Annotated in this window: 13 protein-coding genes; 6 read left to right on the top strand and 7 right to left on the bottom strand. The window is 60.3% G+C overall.

What is annotated here, in order from left to right:
• Positions 1–273 precede the first annotated feature (273 nt).
• On the top strand, positions 274–573 hold the full coding sequence (locus R1T44_RS10520; protein WP_288388138.1) for a hypothetical protein: 300 nt from the start codon (positions 274–276) through the stop codon (positions 571–573).
• A 275-nt stretch (positions 574–848) separates the two neighbouring features.
• Here R1T44_RS10520 and R1T44_RS10515 read toward each other — a convergent pair whose 3' ends face one another.
• Positions 849–1208 carry a hypothetical protein gene (locus R1T44_RS10515; protein WP_284726072.1) on the bottom strand — a complete coding sequence of 120 codons (360 nt, stop codon included), beginning with the start codon at positions 1206–1208 and terminating at the stop codon, positions 849–851.
• Between the two features lie 301 nt (positions 1209–1509).
• On the opposite strand from R1T44_RS10515, the gene R1T44_RS10510 reads away from it, so the two are divergent.
• Positions 1510–1683 (top strand): DUF2970 domain-containing protein, encoded by a 174-nt coding sequence (locus R1T44_RS10510; RefSeq protein ID WP_284726073.1) that lies wholly within the window; start codon positions 1510–1512, stop codon positions 1681–1683.
• 187 nt (positions 1684–1870) lie between these two features.
• Here the strand turns inward: R1T44_RS10510 and R1T44_RS10505 are convergent, their stop codons facing one another.
• The 6 genes from R1T44_RS10505 to metH all read right to left on the bottom strand — a co-directional run bounded on the left by R1T44_RS10505 (position 1871) and on the right by metH (position 13813).
• Entirely contained in the window at positions 1871–2422 is a 552-nt protein-coding gene (locus R1T44_RS10505) for a DUF934 domain-containing protein (RefSeq protein WP_082388755.1), read from the bottom strand.
• On the bottom strand, positions 2415–4067 hold the full coding sequence (locus tag R1T44_RS10500; RefSeq protein WP_284726075.1) for a nitrite/sulfite reductase: 1653 nt from the start codon (positions 4065–4067) through the stop codon (positions 2415–2417). Before R1T44_RS10500 ends, R1T44_RS10505 begins: the two co-directional genes overlap by 8 nt.
• A gap of 290 nt (positions 4068–4357) precedes the next feature.
• The gene (locus R1T44_RS10495) at positions 4358–6802 is read right to left on the bottom strand and encodes a putative bifunctional diguanylate cyclase/phosphodiesterase (RefSeq protein WP_317291962.1); all 2445 of its coding nucleotides are present in this window, start codon (positions 6800–6802) and stop codon (positions 4358–4360) included.
• A 55-nt stretch (positions 6803–6857) separates the two neighbouring features.
• Positions 6858–8198, bottom strand: a complete 1341-nt coding sequence (locus tag R1T44_RS10490) for an ABC transporter substrate-binding protein (protein WP_317291961.1) — start codon at positions 8196–8198, stop codon at positions 6858–6860.
• Positions 8199–8395: 197 nt separating this feature from the next.
• Positions 8396–9724, bottom strand: coding sequence for an MATE family efflux transporter (locus R1T44_RS10485; protein ID WP_284726078.1), 1329 nt, complete (start codon positions 9722–9724; stop codon positions 8396–8398).
• Positions 9725–10087: 363 nt separating this feature from the next.
• Positions 10088–13813 (bottom strand): methionine synthase, encoded by a 3726-nt coding sequence (metH, locus tag R1T44_RS10480; protein ID WP_317291960.1) that lies wholly within the window; start codon positions 13811–13813, stop codon positions 10088–10090.
• Positions 13814–14221: 408 nt separating this feature from the next.
• Here metH and nfuA point away from each other — a divergent pair, with 408 nt between their 5' ends.
• The 4 genes from nfuA (at position 14222) to ectB (ending at position 19407) form a co-directional block, all read left to right on the top strand.
• Positions 14222–14812, top strand: coding sequence for a Fe-S biogenesis protein NfuA (nfuA, locus tag R1T44_RS10475; protein ID WP_054556652.1), 591 nt, complete (start codon positions 14222–14224; stop codon positions 14810–14812).
• 348 nt (positions 14813–15160) lie between these two features.
• On the top strand, positions 15161–16960 hold the full coding sequence (locus R1T44_RS10470) for a sensor domain-containing diguanylate cyclase (protein ID WP_317291959.1): 1800 nt from the start codon (positions 15161–15163) through the stop codon (positions 16958–16960).
• Between the two features lie 341 nt (positions 16961–17301).
• Positions 17302–17859, top strand: a complete 558-nt coding sequence (gene ectA, locus R1T44_RS10465) for a diaminobutyrate acetyltransferase (protein WP_378080068.1) — start codon at positions 17302–17304, stop codon at positions 17857–17859.
• A 282-nt stretch (positions 17860–18141) separates the two neighbouring features.
• Positions 18142–19407 carry a diaminobutyrate--2-oxoglutarate transaminase gene (gene ectB, locus R1T44_RS10460; RefSeq protein ID WP_043334231.1) on the top strand — a complete coding sequence of 422 codons (1266 nt, stop codon included), beginning with the start codon at positions 18142–18144 and terminating at the stop codon, positions 19405–19407.
• Positions 19408–19487: the final 80 nt, after the last annotated feature.

The raw sequence follows: 19487 nt of genomic DNA, 5'->3' as shown, positions 1-19487 counted from the left end.
TACTTGCGCGCTTTGCGTATCGCGCGATGTCTTGCGAGCAGGCGTTGAAAGGGGCATGATGAAGCTAGTTTTCTGTATGGCTTTCAAGAAGATATCTGTCATTTGTCTATGGCTGTCCAGAAGAGGCTCGCTAACATCTTGATTTGAGGCGCGCCGGTCGAGTGTTGAAGGTGTCGTGCATAAGCTGCAAGTCAAATTGTCGCTCATCGTCCTGCAGTGAACTCATAGCGTTGTCTTCTTGTTGTCGACAAGATCAAAAGTGGAAAATCGTGCATGAACCGACATGATGAAAAGATCATTGCCAGTGCTCGCAAGCAGCGTGCTCTCTTTGATGAGCTCGAAAAGGCGTTGGCGGAAGAGCTGAATGCGCTGGATCGCTCTTCTCAGCCGGCGCCCGCCGCTGAGTCGAACCACGATGCCGACGACGCGCGCGCCCAGCAGCGTGAAGCGGAGTTCGTGGCGCGGCTCGAGAGTCTGATCGCGGAATTCGATCTCGATCGCGAGGCCGCCCAGACATGGCTGCGTGAGCTTGAGGACTTCAAGGGAGACGCGGATTCAGAGGAGTCAGCGTAAGCCCTCGTCTTGCCTGATTTCTCTTGCACAACGCCCAGCACTTCTTACTGAAGGCTGGGCGTTGTGCGTTTCTCGCTTGGCGCATCTGGATCCAATGGTTATCTAGCCCGATAGATTTTCTGACGTCTTGTTATTGGCTTACCTGCTTAGCGAATTATTGGCTTGCCGGCTTAGCGAATTATTGGCTTGCCGGCTTAGCGACGAAACTGCTTGCCTGTTTGACGGCAAGCTTCATTCGGCAACGCTCCCACCGGCCCTCGATCTCGGGCTTGGGCCTAGATCTCCTCCCAGATGGCTTCCTTCAATTCATCTGTCAGGCCTTGCAGGCGTTGCAGGCGCTTGACGGTATGTTCCTGCACATCACTTACGATCTCCGTCAGGCACTCCTTCGACTCGCGTGGGTCAACGAACCCGGTCGATAGCAGGCACTGGCCCATTTCCATGCTCTTGGTCTGCCACATGCGAATAAACTCGATTTCCTGCTCATATGCCTTGAGGCTCAGGGTCCACCATACCTGCTGACAACGCATCAAGGGGGCGAGGGGATGCACGAGGTCGTCGGGTCGATTCATCCAGGGCAGTGGGGTGCTGAACATGGCAGCGAAAGGCTGCATCGGTTGATTGGCGACTGGCATTCTGGACTCCTGTCTCATGGTATCTGATAGCTGATGAGTGCAAACCTTGGGGGAAATACCTGCGGGGCGGCTGGTGTTTGGCGTTATTGTGACCAATAGTGATAGTGGCTGGTGTCTAGTGGCACAGGCTTCGCAACCTGAGCTGAGTTGAGCATAGCTCCCTCTGCTGGAATGCGCGCGAGCATCCTGTGCTGTCCCCAGTCAACTCTGTCTTCAACAACTCTGGCTTCAACAACCCTGTCCTCAGACAACCCTGTGCCCAGAAGATGAATTGCGTGAGGTCACCGACAAGGAGGCGATCATGATCAATGAAGTCAAATCCGTACTGGCAGCATTCTTTGGTGTCCAGAAGGAGGTCAATCGCAAGCGTGATTTCGAGCACGGCCATGCGCTGGATTTTCTGGTGGTGGGACTGGTGATGGCCGCACTGCTGGTGGGAGGGATGGCGCTGCTGTCCACGGTCGTCGCCGGCTGATGAGGCGCTCAGGTGAGAGACGAAACGTCAGACAAGACGCTCCAGATATGAAACATCCGGCATGAAAAAAGCCCCCGCCCAGGAGAGTATCCTGGACGGGGGCTTTTGCTTGGCACACTCGGCTGTGATTGCCTTCTATCCAGTGTCTATCCGAAGGCAGAAACAGTGAGTGATCAAGAGCGGGCGATCAACGACGCGCGAACAGCGGCGTCTTCTGGTCGACGCCGGTCTGGTAGCTGACGCTGAACGAGCTCAGGGCATGCAAGGCATCTTCCACGTATTGATCGTCACGCAGGGCGAAAGCACTGATGCCGCAACGGCTCATGTAGTGGAGTTGATCCACCAGCACGTCACCGATGGCGCGAATCTCACCCTGATAGCCGAAGCGCTCGCGCATCAGGCGGGCGATGGTGTAACCGCGGCCATCATTGAAGTTCGGGAAGTCGACCGCCAGCAGCGGTGCGTCCGCCAGTGCCTTGCCCAGTTCCGGCGTGAGCTCGGTGTCACTGGCAAGCCAGGGCGCCAGATGATCAGAGCCTTCGCCGGCGGCGACCAGCGCCTGCCATTCTGCCAGCGGCAGCAGGGCGGGTTGCTGGTAGCTCGGCAGATTGCCGTCTTCATCCAGACGCACGACCTGCCAGGCATCTTCGCTCACCAGCTGATTCTGACGGATGACGCCACCCTGGCGCTGATCGGTCAATTCACGTGCTGATGTCATTTCTGCAGTCACCTCAGGCATAGACCCGCTCCTTGAACGGCTTCATGCCGATGCGGTGGTAGGTATCGACGAAGACTTCATCTTCCAGACGCTGCTCGACGTACACCTGCAGCACCTTGTCGATGACGTTCGGCATGTCTTCGGCATTGAAGGACGGGCCGAGGATCTTGCCGAGCGTGGCGTTGTCGTCGCTGCGCCCGCCCAGCGAGACCTGGTAGAACTCCTGGCCTTTCTTGTCCACCCCAAGGATGCCGATGTTGCCGACGTGGTGATGGCCACAGGCGTTCATGCAGCCCGAGATATTCAGGTCCAGCGGGCCGAGGTCGTATAGGAAGTCGAGGTCTTCGAAGCGGTCCTGCAGTGCCTGAGCGATGGGAATCGACTTGGCATTGGCCAGCGAGCAGAAATCGCCACCCGGGCAGCAGATCATGTCTGCCAGCGTGCCCACGGTCGGGTTGGCCATGCCGAGTTCTTCCAGCGCCTTCCAGAGTGTCTCGAGTTCATCGACCGGCACGTCTGACAGCACCAGGTTCTGCTCGTGTGTCACGCGCAGTTCACCGAAGCCATATTGCTCCGCGAGGTCAGCCACGGCGTCCATCTGGTCGGCAGTGACGTCACCCGGGGCCAGTTCACGGCGCTTGAGCGACAGGGTGACCGCCTTGTAGCCCGGCACCTTGTGGCCGACGACATTGTTGGTCACGAAACGCGCGAAGGCACGGTTCTCGCGGCGCAGGGTCTCATAGGCCTCGATGGCCTCGGCGCTGACTTCACGGCGCTCAGGCTCAGGGAAGTAGCTGGTCGCCTTGGTGACGGCGGAGTCGGTGAGGGTTTCCGGGCCATCCTTGAGGTGGGCCCATTCTTCCTCGACGCGGCGACGGAATTCCTCGATTCCCAGTGCCTTGACCAGGATCTTGATGCGCGCCTTGTACTTGTTGTCGCGACGGCCCCACTGGTTGTAGACACGCACGATGGCGTCCAGATAGGTCAGCAGGTGCTGCCAGTCGAGGTCTTCGCGCACGATGTCGCCGACCATCGGCGTACGGCCGAGACCGCCACCCGCCAGGATGGTGGCCTTGACGCTGCCATCGTCGGCGCGGTTGAGACGAATGCCGATATCGTGGACCTGGATAGCAGCACGGTCGGCGCTGGCACCGGTGACGGCAATCTTGAACTTGCGCGGCAGATAGGCAAATTCCGGGTGAAGCGTGGACCACTGACGGATCAGTTCACACCAGGGACGCGGATCGACGGTCTCGTCTTCCGCGATACCGGCGAACTGGTCAGTCGTGGTATTGCGGATGCAGTTGCCGCTGGTCTGGATCGCATGCATCTCGACCTGAGCCAGTTCGGCGAGAATCGCCGGGACATCTTCCAGCTTCGGCCAGTTCAGCTGCAGATTCTGGCGAGTCGTGAAGTGTCCATAGGAACGGTCATAACGACGGCTGATGGCCCCCATGGCGCGCAGCTGGACAGCGCTCAGCATGCCGTAGGGAATGGCGATACGCAGCATCGGGGCATGACGCTGGATGTAGAGGCCGTTCTGCAGGCGCAGAGGGCGGAATTCTTCATCTCCCAGACGGCCCGCCAGATAGCGATCCATCTGGTCCTTGAACTGAGCTACCCGCTCGTCGACCAGTGTCTGGTCGTAGGTGTCATAGCGATACATGTCAGGGGTGTCCTGCGGTCGGGCATCAGATGATCGTCCACTGATGCGAATCTTGTTGATGCTGAAGCCACCATACCCTCTATTCTTTATTCTTTAAAAGAATAAATCCTCATAGTTTTCGACGATGGCGTTATTAAGAAGGCGCGTTGAGTTTGCCTACCAGCAGCGAAAAAGAAAAGACCAGCCGCCGGAGGGAAAGGCGTCTGGTCATGTTGCCCGGGGTCTCACGACAGGTAAGGGCCTGCCACATGCCGGGCTTGCGCACAATGGAGGGCCTCAGTCAGGTGGCATCAGCCCGGGTCATTGTCTGTGCCTGGTGTGCTCCTGACAGCGTTCAGCAGACTGACACGCGCATCCGCGTTGGCGTGAAAGCGCGTCTCGAAGGCCTGCTGCGGCATCGGGCGACCGAAGAGATAGCCCTGAAAGGCGTGGACGCCCATGGCCTGGAAGATTTCGGCTTGCCCCCGCTCCTCGACCCCCTCGACAACGACCTGCATGCCGAGTGATTGGCCCATCGCGACGATGACCCGTGCCAGCTCCCTGTCCCGGCGACTGGTCTCGACATTCATGACGAAGGAGCGATCGACCTTCAGGATGCCGAAAGGCAGATCATGCAGATAGGAGAGACATGAGAAGCCTGTCCCGAAATCATCCAGCGAGAGGTTGACGCCCAGTCTGCGTATGGCCTGCAGTTGATAACGCAGGCTGTCTTTGCTGTCGAGCATCAGGTTCTCGGTGACCTCGACTACCAGCTGCGAGGGATGAATCGGGTAGCGCTCGAGCAGTGACTCGAGCTGGTGCAGAATACCTTGATCCCTGAACTGGATGACGGAGGCATTGACGGACAGATAGCGCTCCTCGATCCCGAGTCGTCGCCATTCGCACAGAATGACGGCAGCCTCTTCCAATACCCAGTTGCCGATCTCGACGATCTGTCCGGTCTTTTCTGCCGCCGCAATGAACTCATCGGGGGGCACCAGGCCGAGCTCAGGGTGCTCAAGGCGGATCAGTGCCTCCGCGCCGAGCAGTTCCGGAGCCTCCAGGTCCGCGCTGGCCGCCCGGAAGATGGGCTGTAGATAAAGGCGGAACCAGCCCATGGTCAAGGCTTCGCGGATCATGCGCTCCTTCAGGAACAGCGGCTCACCGTCTTCCAGCGCGCTATCGCGGACGCAGGTGCGGTATTGATTGCCCCCCTCGTGCTTGATGTCCACCACGGTAAGTTCCAGTAGACGCATCAGGCGGCTGGGGCTCTCGTCATCTGCCTGTGCCTGCAGGCCCGCCATGCTCAGGCTGAGATGGATGGGTTCGCCAGCCTTGAGCAGCGGATGGGAGAAAGCGATTTGAATCCGATGGACAAGTGGGCGCAAGTCATTGATATCACAGGTCATGACGAATTCATCACCCCCAGTACGTCCGATCCAGTCGGGGTCACACTCCTTGAGCCGTGCGCCAACCTCTTTCAAAAGAAGATCGCCATCCATCGGCCCCAGGTGGTGATTGATGCTGTGGAATCGATCGATATTGACCAGCAGCAAACCAAAGACAGCGTCACGTGCGATCAACTGCTGGACATGCTGATTGAGCGACAGCCGGTTGGGTAACTGCGTCAAGGGGTCAATCAGCTCATGCTCCAACAGCCGTTGCTGGGTCCTGGTCAGTTCGGTGATGTCCGTCAGCAGCATCATCGTGCCCCGGGCCTGGCTGCCATTGGCGGCGGGAATGACCACCTGAACCTGACGGTCTTCCTGGTGTTGGCAGTTCAATGTCATCACCAGATCGTTGCAGGCATTGCCCAGTCGCAAGGCCGTGCTGATGCGATGGATGTGCTTGCCATTCTGACTGCTGATGAGAGCATGGAAGGGCATGCCGACAAGATGTTCACGTGCCCAACCGGTCACCTCCAGCATTTGCTCGCTGGCATCCTGCACAGTGCCCTTGTCGTCGATCACCAGCAGCAACGCGGGGGTATCACGATAGAAGTGTTGATAGCGCTCTTCGTTGTCACGCAGCGCTTCCATCATGTTGAAGATTCGCCCCCCCAGCTTGTTCAGCTCCACGATGACCTTGTTGATCTCGCGCGAGTGAACGGGTGGAATGCGTTGGAAGGTGGCATGCTGGCCCTCCAGCTGCCGCATGCGCCTCACGGCCTTGCTCAAGGGGGTCATCACATAGCGCTTCAACTGCCAGGAAAGCATCAGCAGGATCGACAGAATGATGGTCAGGGCGATCCCGAACAGCACAGCTCCACCCTGGTAACGGGCGGCAAGCAACGGGGCGTTGGTGCTCTCCAGTTCAAGCCTGCCAACGGCCTGCTTGACCAGCGAGTTCTGATAGACAAGTGGCTTCGAATGCGTGACCGGATCCAATGCTGTGCCGCTCTTGGCAATCTCCTCGACAAGCTCCCCCTCATGATTGAAGTAGCGCACGGCATGAACACTGGCGTGGTGACTGAGAGTCTCGAGGTAGGCATGGATTCTCTCATTGTCGAAGTTCCATATGGCGTCCGGCATCGACAGCGCCACGATATCCATCATTTCCTGATGGTCATCATGCATGTGCTCGACGGCCTCGCTGGCATACAGGTAATAACTCACGGCTCCACTGATGGCACAGATGGTGAATACCAGCGGTGCAAGTATCCGCAGTATTCGCCATCTGAGTGGTGACGCATGCTCGCCATCACTCTCGGGCGCCCTACCGGGGGCCTTGGCGAGTTTCTGACCATCATTGATCACGCTGTTCTCCCTCGGTGGCGATGGACGTTGCCCTGCGAGCTCTCCTTGCGCCTCCTCATTGAGGGGCGTCCATGAGCGCGCTGGAACGTGCAGTCTTCTTCTGGGTAGCAGGTGCCTGAGGGGGCAATCCAGATGCCGCGGCCTGGTGACCAAGCATCTGCGTCAATACCCTCATCGGATCAAACCCATAGTCATCCCGCGATGCCTGCAATCCGAAGGCGGCGAAATCTGCGGCTTCCCAGTCAGGGTTTTCCAAAAGCGGGCCGTATCGCGCCACATTGTCATGCGTGATGGCGCTCATCGGAAAGTTGACGGTTCTGGGGGACCAGCCCTCGATATCGGCATGATCTCTTGCCATCACCATCGCCCAGGCTCCCGCCATGAAATGCCCGCCGTCCGTCAACAGCATGCGTTGGTCCTTGACCATGCTGATCCCTTCCGGTGACCAGTTGAGCCCTGCCACCAGCACATCCACGCCGGGCGTGAGGCCCGCTGACTCGAGCGCAAGAATGGCCCCCTCGGCCATGGCATCATTCGCCGCCCAGATCAGATCATTCTGACCGCTTGAGCGGCTGACCCACTTGAGATATTGCCCAGTAAGATGTTCGGCATCCCGGGTATTCCAGCGCGCCTCGAGTATGCGGTCTATCTGGACGCCCTGGTCCTGGGAAAAGCCGGCCACCATGCCGGTATTGCGGGCAATCGAGGCTGGGGTTCGGGTATCGCCGATCAAGGCAAGTCCATGCAGTTGGCCGGTGGGCGAGCCTTCTCGCGCCACCTTGATCAGCTGGGTCGCCATGCGTTTGCCCGCAGTATGGTTGTCGGGGATGACGCTGCCGATCCAGGAGGAGTGGAGGGACCCCGGGGTGCCATGGGTCAGCGCCTCTTCGCGGGTCAGTCCGTTCAACAGCATCACGACATGGGTGTCGTGGCCATCCGCAATCGTCAACAACTCGGAGGCCGCCTGCTCTTCATTGACCAGCAGGAGGTAATCCGGAGCGGCAGGGCTTTCCAAAGCCTGAATCGCGAGTTTCTTGAGCAGGTAGGGATTGCGCTCGGCGTAGACGACTTCCAGTGAGATATTCAGGTCCAGGGCGGCTGCTTGCATGGTGTCGGTCACCATGTCCCAGAAGCGTTCGCCACGCAGTCCGGGGTTCACGAAGGTGGCGGTCAGCGGGCGTCCTGGAATCGCCTCCAGTGCACCACGCGCCCTCGATTGGCCTGAAGGGTAGGCAGGGGCTTGAGTGTTTTCGGAGGCTCGAGGCGTGAGATCGGAGGAGTAAGAGCCAGAGGATGAAGCATTGACCAGCCCGCTGAGGGCAAGGCAACCACACAGGATGATCAACCTTGGCAAGCCAAGTTGTGCTCGTTCTGTCCTGTTGGTGGCAGCGGACATGGCGTTCTCCCTAGTGCATTGACTTTTGTTTCTATCAGGGTACGCGACTGGGCAAGCAGGGTATGGACTTCAACAAGACTGCCATTTACCAAGCTTCAACGATTGAACGACATATATCATTATCTCTTGATGTCTTCCATGGGCTATAGGCGCGAGTGGCAGCAAAGGCTGCTGGCTAGCTGCACCAGAGAACATCTTCAAAGGCGCAAAACTTGCCACGCTCTGCGTTGCCAGATAAGCCCGAAGACGAGCGAGTTGAGCAGGCGATAGGCGAGCTGGATCGCCCAGATGGCGACGAGGCCACCTTCCTGATGGACGCCCCACCACCAGGCCGCGGGCAGAAAGATCAGCCATTGCAGGCTCAAGGTGGCAAGCATCACGGTGCGATGGGCGCCGGCGCCCAGCAGAGCCTGGGCCAGCACGATGGCAGTGCAGTCGAGCACGATCATGGCGGCTGTCATCTGCAGCGGCAGCAGGCCCAGTTCGATCAATGGCGGGCGATGCAGGAACAGCCCGAGCACGCTCTGGGGCGCGACCCACAGCGGCAAGCCCAGCAACAGCAGACACGGCAGTGCCACGCGCACGGTGTCCCATCCCCAGCGATGGGCCTCTTCATGCTCGCCGCTGCCCAGTGCCTGGCCCACCAGACTCATGGCGGCAAGCCCAAGCCCGACTCCGGGCAATATCAGCAGCAGGGAGAGATTCACCAGCACATGGCCGACCGCGACACTGGCCGCATCGATCTGACCGAGTATCCAGAACAGCATCGCGTAGCCCGCCGCGAACCATAGCTGCTGAAAGGAGTGGGGCACCGCCAGCTTGAGCAGCGTCAGGTAATGCGTCATCGGCGGCCAGGCATGCAGGACACCGTGCAGACTGCGCTCGCCCAGCGTCGCCTTGATCCACAGCGCCAATGCGACCAGCAGGGACAGCGTCGTACCGGCCCCGGCGCCATCGGCGCCCATCTGCGGGGCGCCGAACAGACCGTGGATCAGGATGATGCTAAGCACGACATTGACCGCCTGGGTGATGAGCATGATGCGCAGATAGATGCCGGTGCGCTGCAGGCCATTCCAGAAGCCTCGGAAGCAGAACGCCATGGCGACCGGTATCAGCCCCAGCACCCGCCATTGGAAATACGAGGCGGCGGTTTCATGCACGCCCGGTTGGTCATTGATCAGCGACAGCAGTGGCCCAGCCCAGTGATGGCAGGCGAGGGTGGCGGGAATGCCGATCGACAACGCGAGCACCAGACCGGCATTCAGGCCTTCGCCACAACGCTCAGGCGCTTCCTCGCCCAGGCGTCGCGAGGTCTGGGCCTGGACGGCGGAGGACAGCCCGAAGATCAGCGCCGTGACCATGAACATGGCATAGCCACCGATCCCCACACCGGCCAGCGCTGTCTCGCCCAGGCTGCCGACCAGTGCCGCGTCGATCAGGTTGAGCAGACTCTGCGACAGCATCGCCCCGATGATCGGCAGCGCCAGCTTCAGAATTCGTGTGTTGCGCGCAAGATCCCCCAGCATCAGACGCTCCCACGCGGGGAGTCGGAAAGGTGATAGGAGCAGGAGGGGTCAAAAGCCTCGAAGTCGGCTGACAAGCGGGAAACCAGGGAACTGGGCTGCGATGAACAGAACAGCGAGAAACCGAGCAGTGATAGACAGGGCAGTGACAAACAGAGCAGTGATAAACAAAGCATCGATAAACAAAGCAGTGACAACGGCAGCACGGGCGACTCACGACAGCAGATAAGGAAGAGCGCCATGATAGCGCGCTCAGCAAACTGAAGACATCGCCTCTCAGACGTCTGCGCGCCCCACCTCCTGAGAGGTGAGGCGCGTAAAGCTGACATTGGCTGCATCAACCGCCGGGACGGCTGATGGAGGGGATCAATCGGCGTCGGGATCGTAGCTCAGCACCGGCGACAGCCAGCGTTCCATCTCGGAAAGCTCCATTGCCTTGCGGCTCGCCAGGGACTGCACCTGATCGCGGGTGATCTTGCCGGTGGAGAAGTACTTCGACTCCGGGTGCGCGAAGTACCAGCCAGACACGGCGGCCGCCGGCCACATGGCAAAGCTCTCGGTCAACACCATGCCGGCATGCGTTTCCGGTTCGAGCATGCGGAACAGCGTGGCCTTCTCGGTGTGATCCGGACAGGCCGGGTAGCCGGGTGCCGGGCGAATACCGCGATACTTCTCGGCGATCAACGCCTCGTTGTCGAGCAATTCCTGGCTATCGTAGCCCCAGAACTCCTTGCGCACGCGCTCGTGCAGGCGCTCGGCGAAGGCTTCGGCGAGACGATCGGCCAGCGCCTTGACCATGATGGCGTTGTAATCATCGCCCGCCGCCTCGTACTCCCTGGCCAGTTCATCCGCGCCATGCCCGGTGGTCACGGCGAAGCCACCGATCCAGTCCGGCTTGCCGCTGTCACGCGGGGCGATGAAGTCGGCGAGACTGTGACAGACACCATCACGGTTCTTGGTCATCTGCTGACGGATGTGATGCAGGCGCTCGACCACCTGGGTGCGTGACTCATCGGCGTAGACTTCCAGGGTGTCGTCGTCGATACAGTTGGCCGGCCAGAAGCCGATCACGCCACGCGCCAACAGCACCTTGTCATCGATCAGCTTGCGCAGCATCACCCTGGCATCGGCAAACAGCGAACGCGCCGCTTCCCCGACCGTCTCATCCTGCAGAATCTTCGGGTACTTGCCCGCCAGCTGCCAGCTCATGAAGAAGGGCGTCCAGTCGATGCGCTCGACCAGTTCATTCAGATCGTAGTCATCGAAGACTTTGAGGCCGGTGAAGCTGGGGGCCGGCGGGGTGTAATGCTCCCAGTCCGGCTGGAAACGGCGCTTGCGCGCCTCGCGGTAGTCGAGATCCGCGGCCTTGGGGCGGCGCTTGGCGTTGCGCTCGCGTACCACGGCGTACTCGGTGCGAATCTGATCGACATAGGCTGCCTTGAGTTCCGGCGACAGCAGGCGCGAGGCCACCCCCACCGCGCGCGAGGCGTCGGTGACATAGATGACCGGCTGCTCATACTGCGGTTCGATCTTGACGGCGGTGTGTGCCTTGGACGTGGTCGCGCCGCCGATCAGCAGCGGCAACTCGAAGCCACGGCGCTGCATCTCCCTGGCGACATTGACCATCTCGTCCAGCGACGGCGTGATCAGCCCCGAAAGCCCGATGATGTCGGCCTTCTCGTCGATGGCGGTTTGCAGGATCTTCTCCGCCGGTACCATCACGCCCAGGTCGATCACCTCGTAGTTGTTGCACTGAAGCACCACGCCGACGATGTTCTTGCCGATGTCGTGGACATCGCCCTTGACGGTTGCCATGACGATCTTGCCCTTGGCCTGGGTCTCGCCGCTCTTCTCGGCCTCTATGAAGGGGATCAGGTGGGCGACCGCCTGCTTCATGACGCGCGCCGACTTCACCACCTGGGGCAGGAACATCTTGCCCGCACCGAACAGGTCGCCGACCACATTCATGCCGTCCATCAACGGCCCTTCGATGACCTCGATGGGCCGGGCTGCCTGCAGGCGCGCCTCTTCGGTATCTTCCTCGATATGGACGGTGATGCCCTTGACCAGCGCGTGCTCGATGCGCTTGTTGACTGACCAGCTGCGCCATTCGAGGTCCTCCTTCTTCTCACCGCTGCTGCCATCGCCCTTGTACTTGTCGGCGATGTCGAGCAGACGCTCGGTGCTGTCATCGCGGCGGTTGAGCACCACGTCCTCGACGGCGTCGCGCAGCTCCCGGGGCAGGTCATCGTAGAGCGCCAGCTGGCCGGCGTTGACGATGCCCATGCTCAGGCCCGCCTGGATGGCGTGATAGAGGAATACCGAATGGATCGCTTCGCGGACCGGATTGTTGCCACGGAACGAGAAGGACACGTTGGAGACGCCACCCGAAATCATCGCGTGGGGCAGGTTGTCATGAATCCAGCGCGTGGCCTCGATGAAATCGACCCCGTAGTTGTCGTGCTCCTCGATGCCGGTGGCGATGGCGAAGATGTTGGGGTCGAAGATGATGTCCTCGGCCGGGAAGCCGATGTCATCGACCAGCATCCGGTAGGCACGCTCGCAGATCTCGATCTTGCGCTGATAGGTATCGGCCTGGCCGACATCATCGAAGGCCATGACCACCACGGCGGCACCGTGACGGCGACAGATCTGCGCCTGCTGCCGGAAGCTTTCCTCGCCTTCCTTGAGCGAGATGGAATTGACCACCGCCTTGCCCTGGATGCACTTGAGCCCCGCCTCGATGATGTCCCACTTCGAGGAATCGACCATGATCGGCACGCGCGAGATGTCCGGCTCCGAGGCGATCAGGTTCAGGAAGCGCACCATGGCCTCCTGTGACTCCAGCATGCCCTCATCCATGTTGACGTCGATGACCTGGGCGCCGTTCTCGACCTGCTCGAGGGCGACTTCCAGCGCGGTGGTGTAGTCCTCCTCCTTGATCAGGCGACGAAAGCGCGCGGAGCCGGTGACGTTGGTACGCTCACCGACATTGACGAACAGCGAGTCCGGCTGGATGTTGAAGGGCTCAAGCCCCGACAGGCGGCAGGCCGGCGCGATCTTTGGCACCTTGCGCGGCGGGTACTGGGCCACCACACGCTTCACCGCCTGGATGTGCTGCGGGGTGGAGCCACAGCAACCGCCGATGATGTTGAGCAGCCCCGCCGCGGCGAAGGAACCGATGATCTCGGCCATCTTGTCCGGGGTCTGGTCGTACTCGCCGAATTCGTTGGGCAGGCCGGCGTTGGGGTGCGCGGAGACGAAGGTATCGGCCTTCTCGGACAGCTCACGCAGATAGGGGCGCAGCTCCTCGGCGCCCAGCGCGCAGTTGAGGCCGATGCTCAGCGGGCGCGCGTGACGCACCGAGTTCCAGAAGGCTTCGGTGGTCTGGCCGGACAGCGTACGTCCCGAGGCATCGGTAATGGTGCCGGAAATCATCACCGGTAGGCGCGGATGACCTTCGTCGAACAGCTCCTCGAGGGCGTAGATCGCCGCCTTGGCATTCAAGGTGTCGAAGATGGTCTCGATCAGGATCAGGTCCGCGCCGCCCTCGAAGAGCGCCAATGCGGCCTCGCGGTAGTTGTCGCGCAGGATATCGAAGGTGACGTTGCGCTTGGCGGGGTCATTCACGTCCGGCGAGATGGAGCAGGTGCGGCTGGTCGGGCCGAGCACCCCGGCGACGAAGCGCGGGATGCCAGTCTCGGCGGCCACGGCGTCCGCCGTCTTGCGCGCCAGGCGTGCCGATTCGAGATTGATCTCGTGGACCAGCGCCTGCATGCCGTAATCGGACTGCGACAGCTGAGTGGCATTGAAGGTGTTGGTCTCGACGATGTCGGCGCCGGCCTCGAAGTAGGCGCGGTGGATCGCTTCGACGATGTCCGGCCGGGTCAGCGCCAGCAGGTCGTTGTTGCCCTTGATGTCGCTTGGCCAGTCGGCGAAGCGCTCGCCACGGAAGTCTTCCTCCTCCAGCCCGTAGCTCTGCAACATGGTGCCCATGCCGCCATCGAGTATCAGGATACGTTCCTGCAGCGCCTGGCTCAGCGCGTCGGGCAGGGGCAGAGAATAGGGAACAGTGGATAGGGCTTGCGCCATGACGGACTCCAGCGTGCGTGACCTGTCGCGTTGTATCCCGGGCGTGTAGCGTTCTCTGCTAGGCCAATCCTTTGCCAAGTCAGTACTTTGCCAAGCCAGTACCTTCTGAGCCCAGTACCTTGCCGAGAAAGTCACACGCCACAGGCGCGAACTCATTGCTATTGAGAGGCGCTGGCGAAGGATCCGTTCACGAAATCCCCGCCTGGCCAGTTTGGGATATCGTATCAGACTGCAGAATCGTCACGATGAGCATGATTCATGCGCAACATGAGTCAGTCAGGAGTGCCCACAAGGGAGTGGGCGCGCGCAGGACATCAAACCCGAGTGATTTGCTCAGGATTGCGAGTGCAGAAGGTTTTCCTTAACATGGAGCCATTAGTCACCTGACATCAAGAGAGTCTCTGCGCCATGAGTGAGAGCATCCAGATTACCGATAGCGCCCAAGAGTATCTTGCCGAGCTGCTCGAGAAGCAGAACGTCGAAGGTATCGGTGTGCGCATCTTCATCACCCAGCCGGGCACGCCGTATGCCGAGACCTGTCTCGCCTACTGCCGCCCCGGCGAAGAAGAGCCGACGGATGAGATCCTGGATCTGCCGAAGCTGAAGGTCTATCTCGACACGCACAGCGTGCCGTTCCTGGAAGAAGCGACCGTCGACTTCAATGCCGATCGCATGGGTGGTCAGCTGACCATCAAGGCGCCGAACGCCAAGATGCCCAAGGTCAACGCGGACAGCCCGCTGGAAGACCGCATCAACTACCTGCTCTACAGCGAGATCAACCCGGGTCTGGCAGCTCACGGTGGCGAGATCAAGCTGGTGCAGCTGACCGAAGAGCAGGTCGCCGTGCTGCAGTTCGGTGGCGGTTGCCAAGGTTGTTCCGCCGTCGATCTGACACTGAAGGATGGTGTCGAGAAGACGCTGATGGAGCGTATCCCGGAACTGACCGGTGTGCGAGACGTCACCGATCACACCGACACGACCAACGCCTACTACAGCTGATACCGCTGAGGTCGGGCCTGGCTTCAGACCCGTGGCCAGGCCCATGACGTGGGCCAAGGTCGAAGCCAAGCACAGGCCAGGAATGCAATCTCCCATCGATTTTCGGTGGGAGATTTTTTATGGGCGCGACGTCGGCCTGTCAGGGGCTGAGGAAATCTGGCGCGAGCCTGTGACATCCAGGCCAGGGCATACAGCGTATGAAGGGAGGTTCGGGGAAGTCGCTGCGTAAAGTATTAGATTTATCTGGTATCGTGGCAGTATCTTTTTCATGCTGGCAGCGCCCATCGGCTGGCCGGCGTGACGCGTTCTCCGTCGAACGTTTCCTCCCATCGTCAAGAGATAGCCTTCATGAGTCTGGCCAACCTGCGCTTTCGCACCATCAACATCATCATCTGTGTGCTTTCCGCCTTGGCGGGACTGGTGTTGCTGGTCGTGTTGGCATTCATTACCCGCAACGTGTCCGACCTGCAGCGTGACTGGCAGGAATATCAGCAGGCGCGCTCTGACAAGCCGCGCCTGGAAGGTCAGCTGACCAAGGCCCTGGGCTATGGCGGCATGGTGCATGACTTCAAGAATCTCGTGCTGCGTCAGGACCTCGAGCTGATCGGCGAGGTGCATAACGAGATCGGTGCCGCTCGCAGCGCTCTGAGCCGTTACCAGAACCTTGGACTGACCCAGGGGGAGGAAAATGCGGTGGCAGGCCTGCGTGCCACCATCAGCCGCTATGAGCTGATGGTGCCCAGAATACGCACGATGATCGAGCAGGGGCGCTCGAGTGCCGATATCGACAAGCTGGTTCAGATCGATGATTTCCAGGCCGTCTCGGGGCTGGATACCCTGCGGCGTATCTCCATCGCGGAGCTGCGTGACAATGACAATCCGCTCGAGAACGGCATGGGCAAGGCTCGCCTGGTGGCCAACCTGCGCCGTGACCTCGGCTATGGCGAGATGATCCACCACTTCAAGAATTATGTGCTGCGCAGCGACGCCATCTACGGTCAGCAGGCGGCGCAGGACATCGAGTCTCTGCGCGCCACCCTGGCGGCTTATCGTGAGATGGGCATGAACACCGCCGAGCAACGTGCCATCCGCGATATCGCCGATGTCATCCAGTCCTACAGTGACCGCTTGAACAAGGTCAACCAGCTGCATGACGAGCAGGCAGACCTTTCTCCGCGTGAGGTCGATCAGCTGGTCAAGGTCAATGATGCGCCGGCGCTTGACGCACTGGCGGTGCTGGATCACGAAAGCCGCATGCGGATCGGAGCCACCTCTGCCGCGGTAAGCAAGACGCTCAAGCTGCTGGCCACGGTGGCCCCGGTGGTCAATGGCCTGGCGCTGGCGATGATCGTGGTGCTGATCGGTATCTCGATGTGGCTGTTCGGGCGTTATGTGCTGGTGCCGATACGTCGTCTGACCCAGACCATGAATACCCTGGCCAATGACGATGTCAGCGTGGTGATCGACAGCACCCAGCACACCAATGAAGTGGGTCAGATGGCGCGGGCGTTGCAAAAGTTCAAGTACAACATCATCGAGAGCAACAACTACAAGAAGCGCATCACGCAACTGGCGATGCATGATTCTCTGACGGGGCTGCCCAATCGACAGCATTTCTATGAGCGGGTCGAGCATTGGCTCGAAAGCGTCAGTGACGAAGGCGGGCAGCTGGCGTGTCTCATGCTGGACATCGACAAGTTCAAGCCCATCAATGATACCCATGGCCATGCCGCCGGGGATGTGGCGCTCAAGGTGATCGCGGAGCGACTCAATCAGGTGGTGCGCAAGGGCGATTTCGTCGCGCGTCTGGGAGGCGATGAGTTCGTGGTGCTGGTCCACAATGCCGACATCCAGGCGAATCTGGGTCGCCACGGGGAACTCGCTCAGCTGGCCCAGCGCATCATCGACAGCCTGGGCAAGCCATTCCTGTATGAAGAGCACAAGCTGGAAGTGGGCTGCAGCATCGGGATTGCCATCGCCCCTCAACATGGCACCGACCGTGAACAGCTATCACACAATGCGGACATGGCGCTGTACGCCGCCAAGAATGAAGGCCGCAATTGCGCGGTGCAGTTCAGCCGCCATGATGAGTTGGGCCAGATTGTCGCGACCGCCAGTAAGAAGCGTGAGGCCCAGAAACAGCAGTGACGGAAGCCCTGGGGTGCAAGCACTAGTGCAGAAGCCGCCTCAGCGGCAATAGCAACGATAGCAAGGCTAGATGCCGCATGAGCAGGCAATCTAACGGCGCCCCTCGGGGCGCCGTCTTGCGTCTGGTGGGGACAAACCACCTGCGGGCGGTGGGCAAGGGCGAGTATTGCCCGGTACTGGTACTGGCCCCGGCTTGCGCGCTCACCGACACGGGGCTTGGGATAATTCTACGTTATCCATACGCTTCACGAGAATAATTTATGGTTTGCGACATCCATAACGGTTTGTTATGGTTTATAGCGAATTCGCCAACTGCGAAATATTTTATGAAAACCATGACAATGACTTCCACGATTCAGGGCCTGGCCCACCACACCCACGATGCCGTGATCAACCGCGCCAGCGCGCCGTTGTTCATCCGTCAGCCGACTACCGATGACGGTTGGGGCATCTATGAGCTGGTCAAGGCCTGCCCGCCGCTGGACCTCAATTCAGGGTATTCGTACGTTTTGCTGGCCACGCAGTTCCGTGACAGCTGCGCCATCGCGACAGATGAGGAAGGTGAGGTCGTCGGCTTCGTTTCCGGTTACACCCGCAACGACGCCCCGCAGACCTTCTTCCTGTGGCAGATCGCCGTCGGTGAGAAGGCGCGTGGTACTGGCTTGGCACGTCGTTTGATTGAAGCCGTGATGAAGCGTCCCGAAATGGCGCACGTGCGTCATCTTGAGACCACCATCACGCCGGACAACGAGGCGTCCTGGGCATTGTTCACTCGCCTCGCCGAACGCTGGCAGGTGCCGCTGCACTCGCGTGAGTACTTCTCTGCAGACCAGCTGGGTGGCGAGCACCTTGCCGAAAACCTGGTGCGCATTGGCCCGTTCCTGCCGAGCGATATCTGAGTGCTCGACGCGCTCATGGCCCTTGTGCCGCCAGAGCCCATGTGCAGCACGGGCGAATAGCAAGCCGCAAGAAGTCCCGGACGGGACGCCGTCATGATTCTTGTGTCGGTCGTCGAGAAGAATCACGTCCCGTCCGGCAGATGTTCACGACAGGAAGGTTGTGACATCTCCTGCTGACCCAATGTGTGAGTGAGGTAGGGTCAGTGTCATTCGTTGGATCGTCTTTACATTCTGGTATGGCCATTTCAGTAGTCGGCCATCCATCACCAGGGAGGTGACAGCATGAATACGCAGATTCTCGAACAGATGGAATCCGAGGTACGCACTTATTCGCGTTCTTTCCCGACCGTTTTCACCAAGGCGCAGAATGCCCACCTGTTCACCGAGGACGGCAAGCGCTACATCGATTTCCTCGCCGGTGCCGGTGTGCTCAACTACGGGCATAACCATCCGGTACTCAAGAAGGCACTGGTCGATTACATCAGCAATGATGGCATCATCCACGGCCTCGATATGTGGACTTCCGCCAAGCGCGATTTCCTCGAAGCGCTGGAGGAAGTGATCCTCAAGCCGCGTGGTCTGGACTACAAGGTCCACTTCCCAGGGCCGACCGGCACCAATGCGGTCGAAGCTGCCATTCGTCTGGCGCGCAAGGTCTCCGGCCGCCACAACATCGTGTCGTTCACCAACGGCTTCCATGGTGTGACCATGGGGGCGCTGGCCACCACCGGTAACGCCAAGTTCCGCGATGCGGCAGGCCTGCCGGCGCAGGGTGCGCAATTCGTGCCTTACGATGGCTACATGGGTGAGGGCATCGACACCGTTGCCTATCTCGACAAGCTGCTCAAAGATTCCTCCAGCGGTCTGGATCGCCCGGCAGCAGTGCTGGTCGAGACCGTACAGGGTGAGGGCGGTATCAACCCGGCCTCCATCGAATGGCTCCAGCGTCTGGATGCGCTGTGCAAGGAGCACAAGATCCTGCTGATCGTCGATGATATCCAGGCGGGTTGTGGTCGTACCGGCAAGTTCTTCAGCTTCGAGCACGCCAACATCGTGCCGGATATCGTCTGCAACTCGAAGTCGCTGTCTGCCTCCGGTGTGCCGTTCGCGATGGTGATGATGCGTCCCGAGCTGGACCAGTGGAAGCCGAGCCAGTACAACGGCACCTTCCGTGGCCACGCCTTGGCCTTCGTGACCGGCGCCGCCGCGCTGCGCCACTTCTGGAGCGATGACAAGTTCGAGCGCGATATCCAGCGCAAGGGCCGTATCGTCGAAGACCGCTTCCAGAAGATTGCCGCCAAGGCCCGTGAGAACGGCTTCGAAGCGCACGAGAAGGGCCGTGGCCTGATGCGCGGTATCGATGTCCGTGACGGTGAGCTGGCCGATGCCATCACCTCGCGCTGCTTCGAACAGGGCTTGATCATCGAGACCAGTGGTCACTCCGGTCAGGTCGTCAAGTGCCTATGCCCGCTGACCATCCGCGACGAAGACCTGCTGGAAGCCCTCGATATCATCGAAGAAAACGCTGCCGCAGTGTTGTCCAAGTAACGCTGTCTTCCCGCGGGGCGCCCGGTCATCGGCGCCCCGCGGGTCGTTGGTGAGCCTCTGGCTTGCCATCCCCACCGATT

This window comes from Cobetia amphilecti, assembly GCF_032923285.1.
Lineage (GTDB): Bacteria > Pseudomonadota > Gammaproteobacteria > Pseudomonadales > Halomonadaceae > Cobetia > Cobetia amphilecti.
This window is presented reverse-complemented; position numbering and strand designations above follow the sequence as displayed.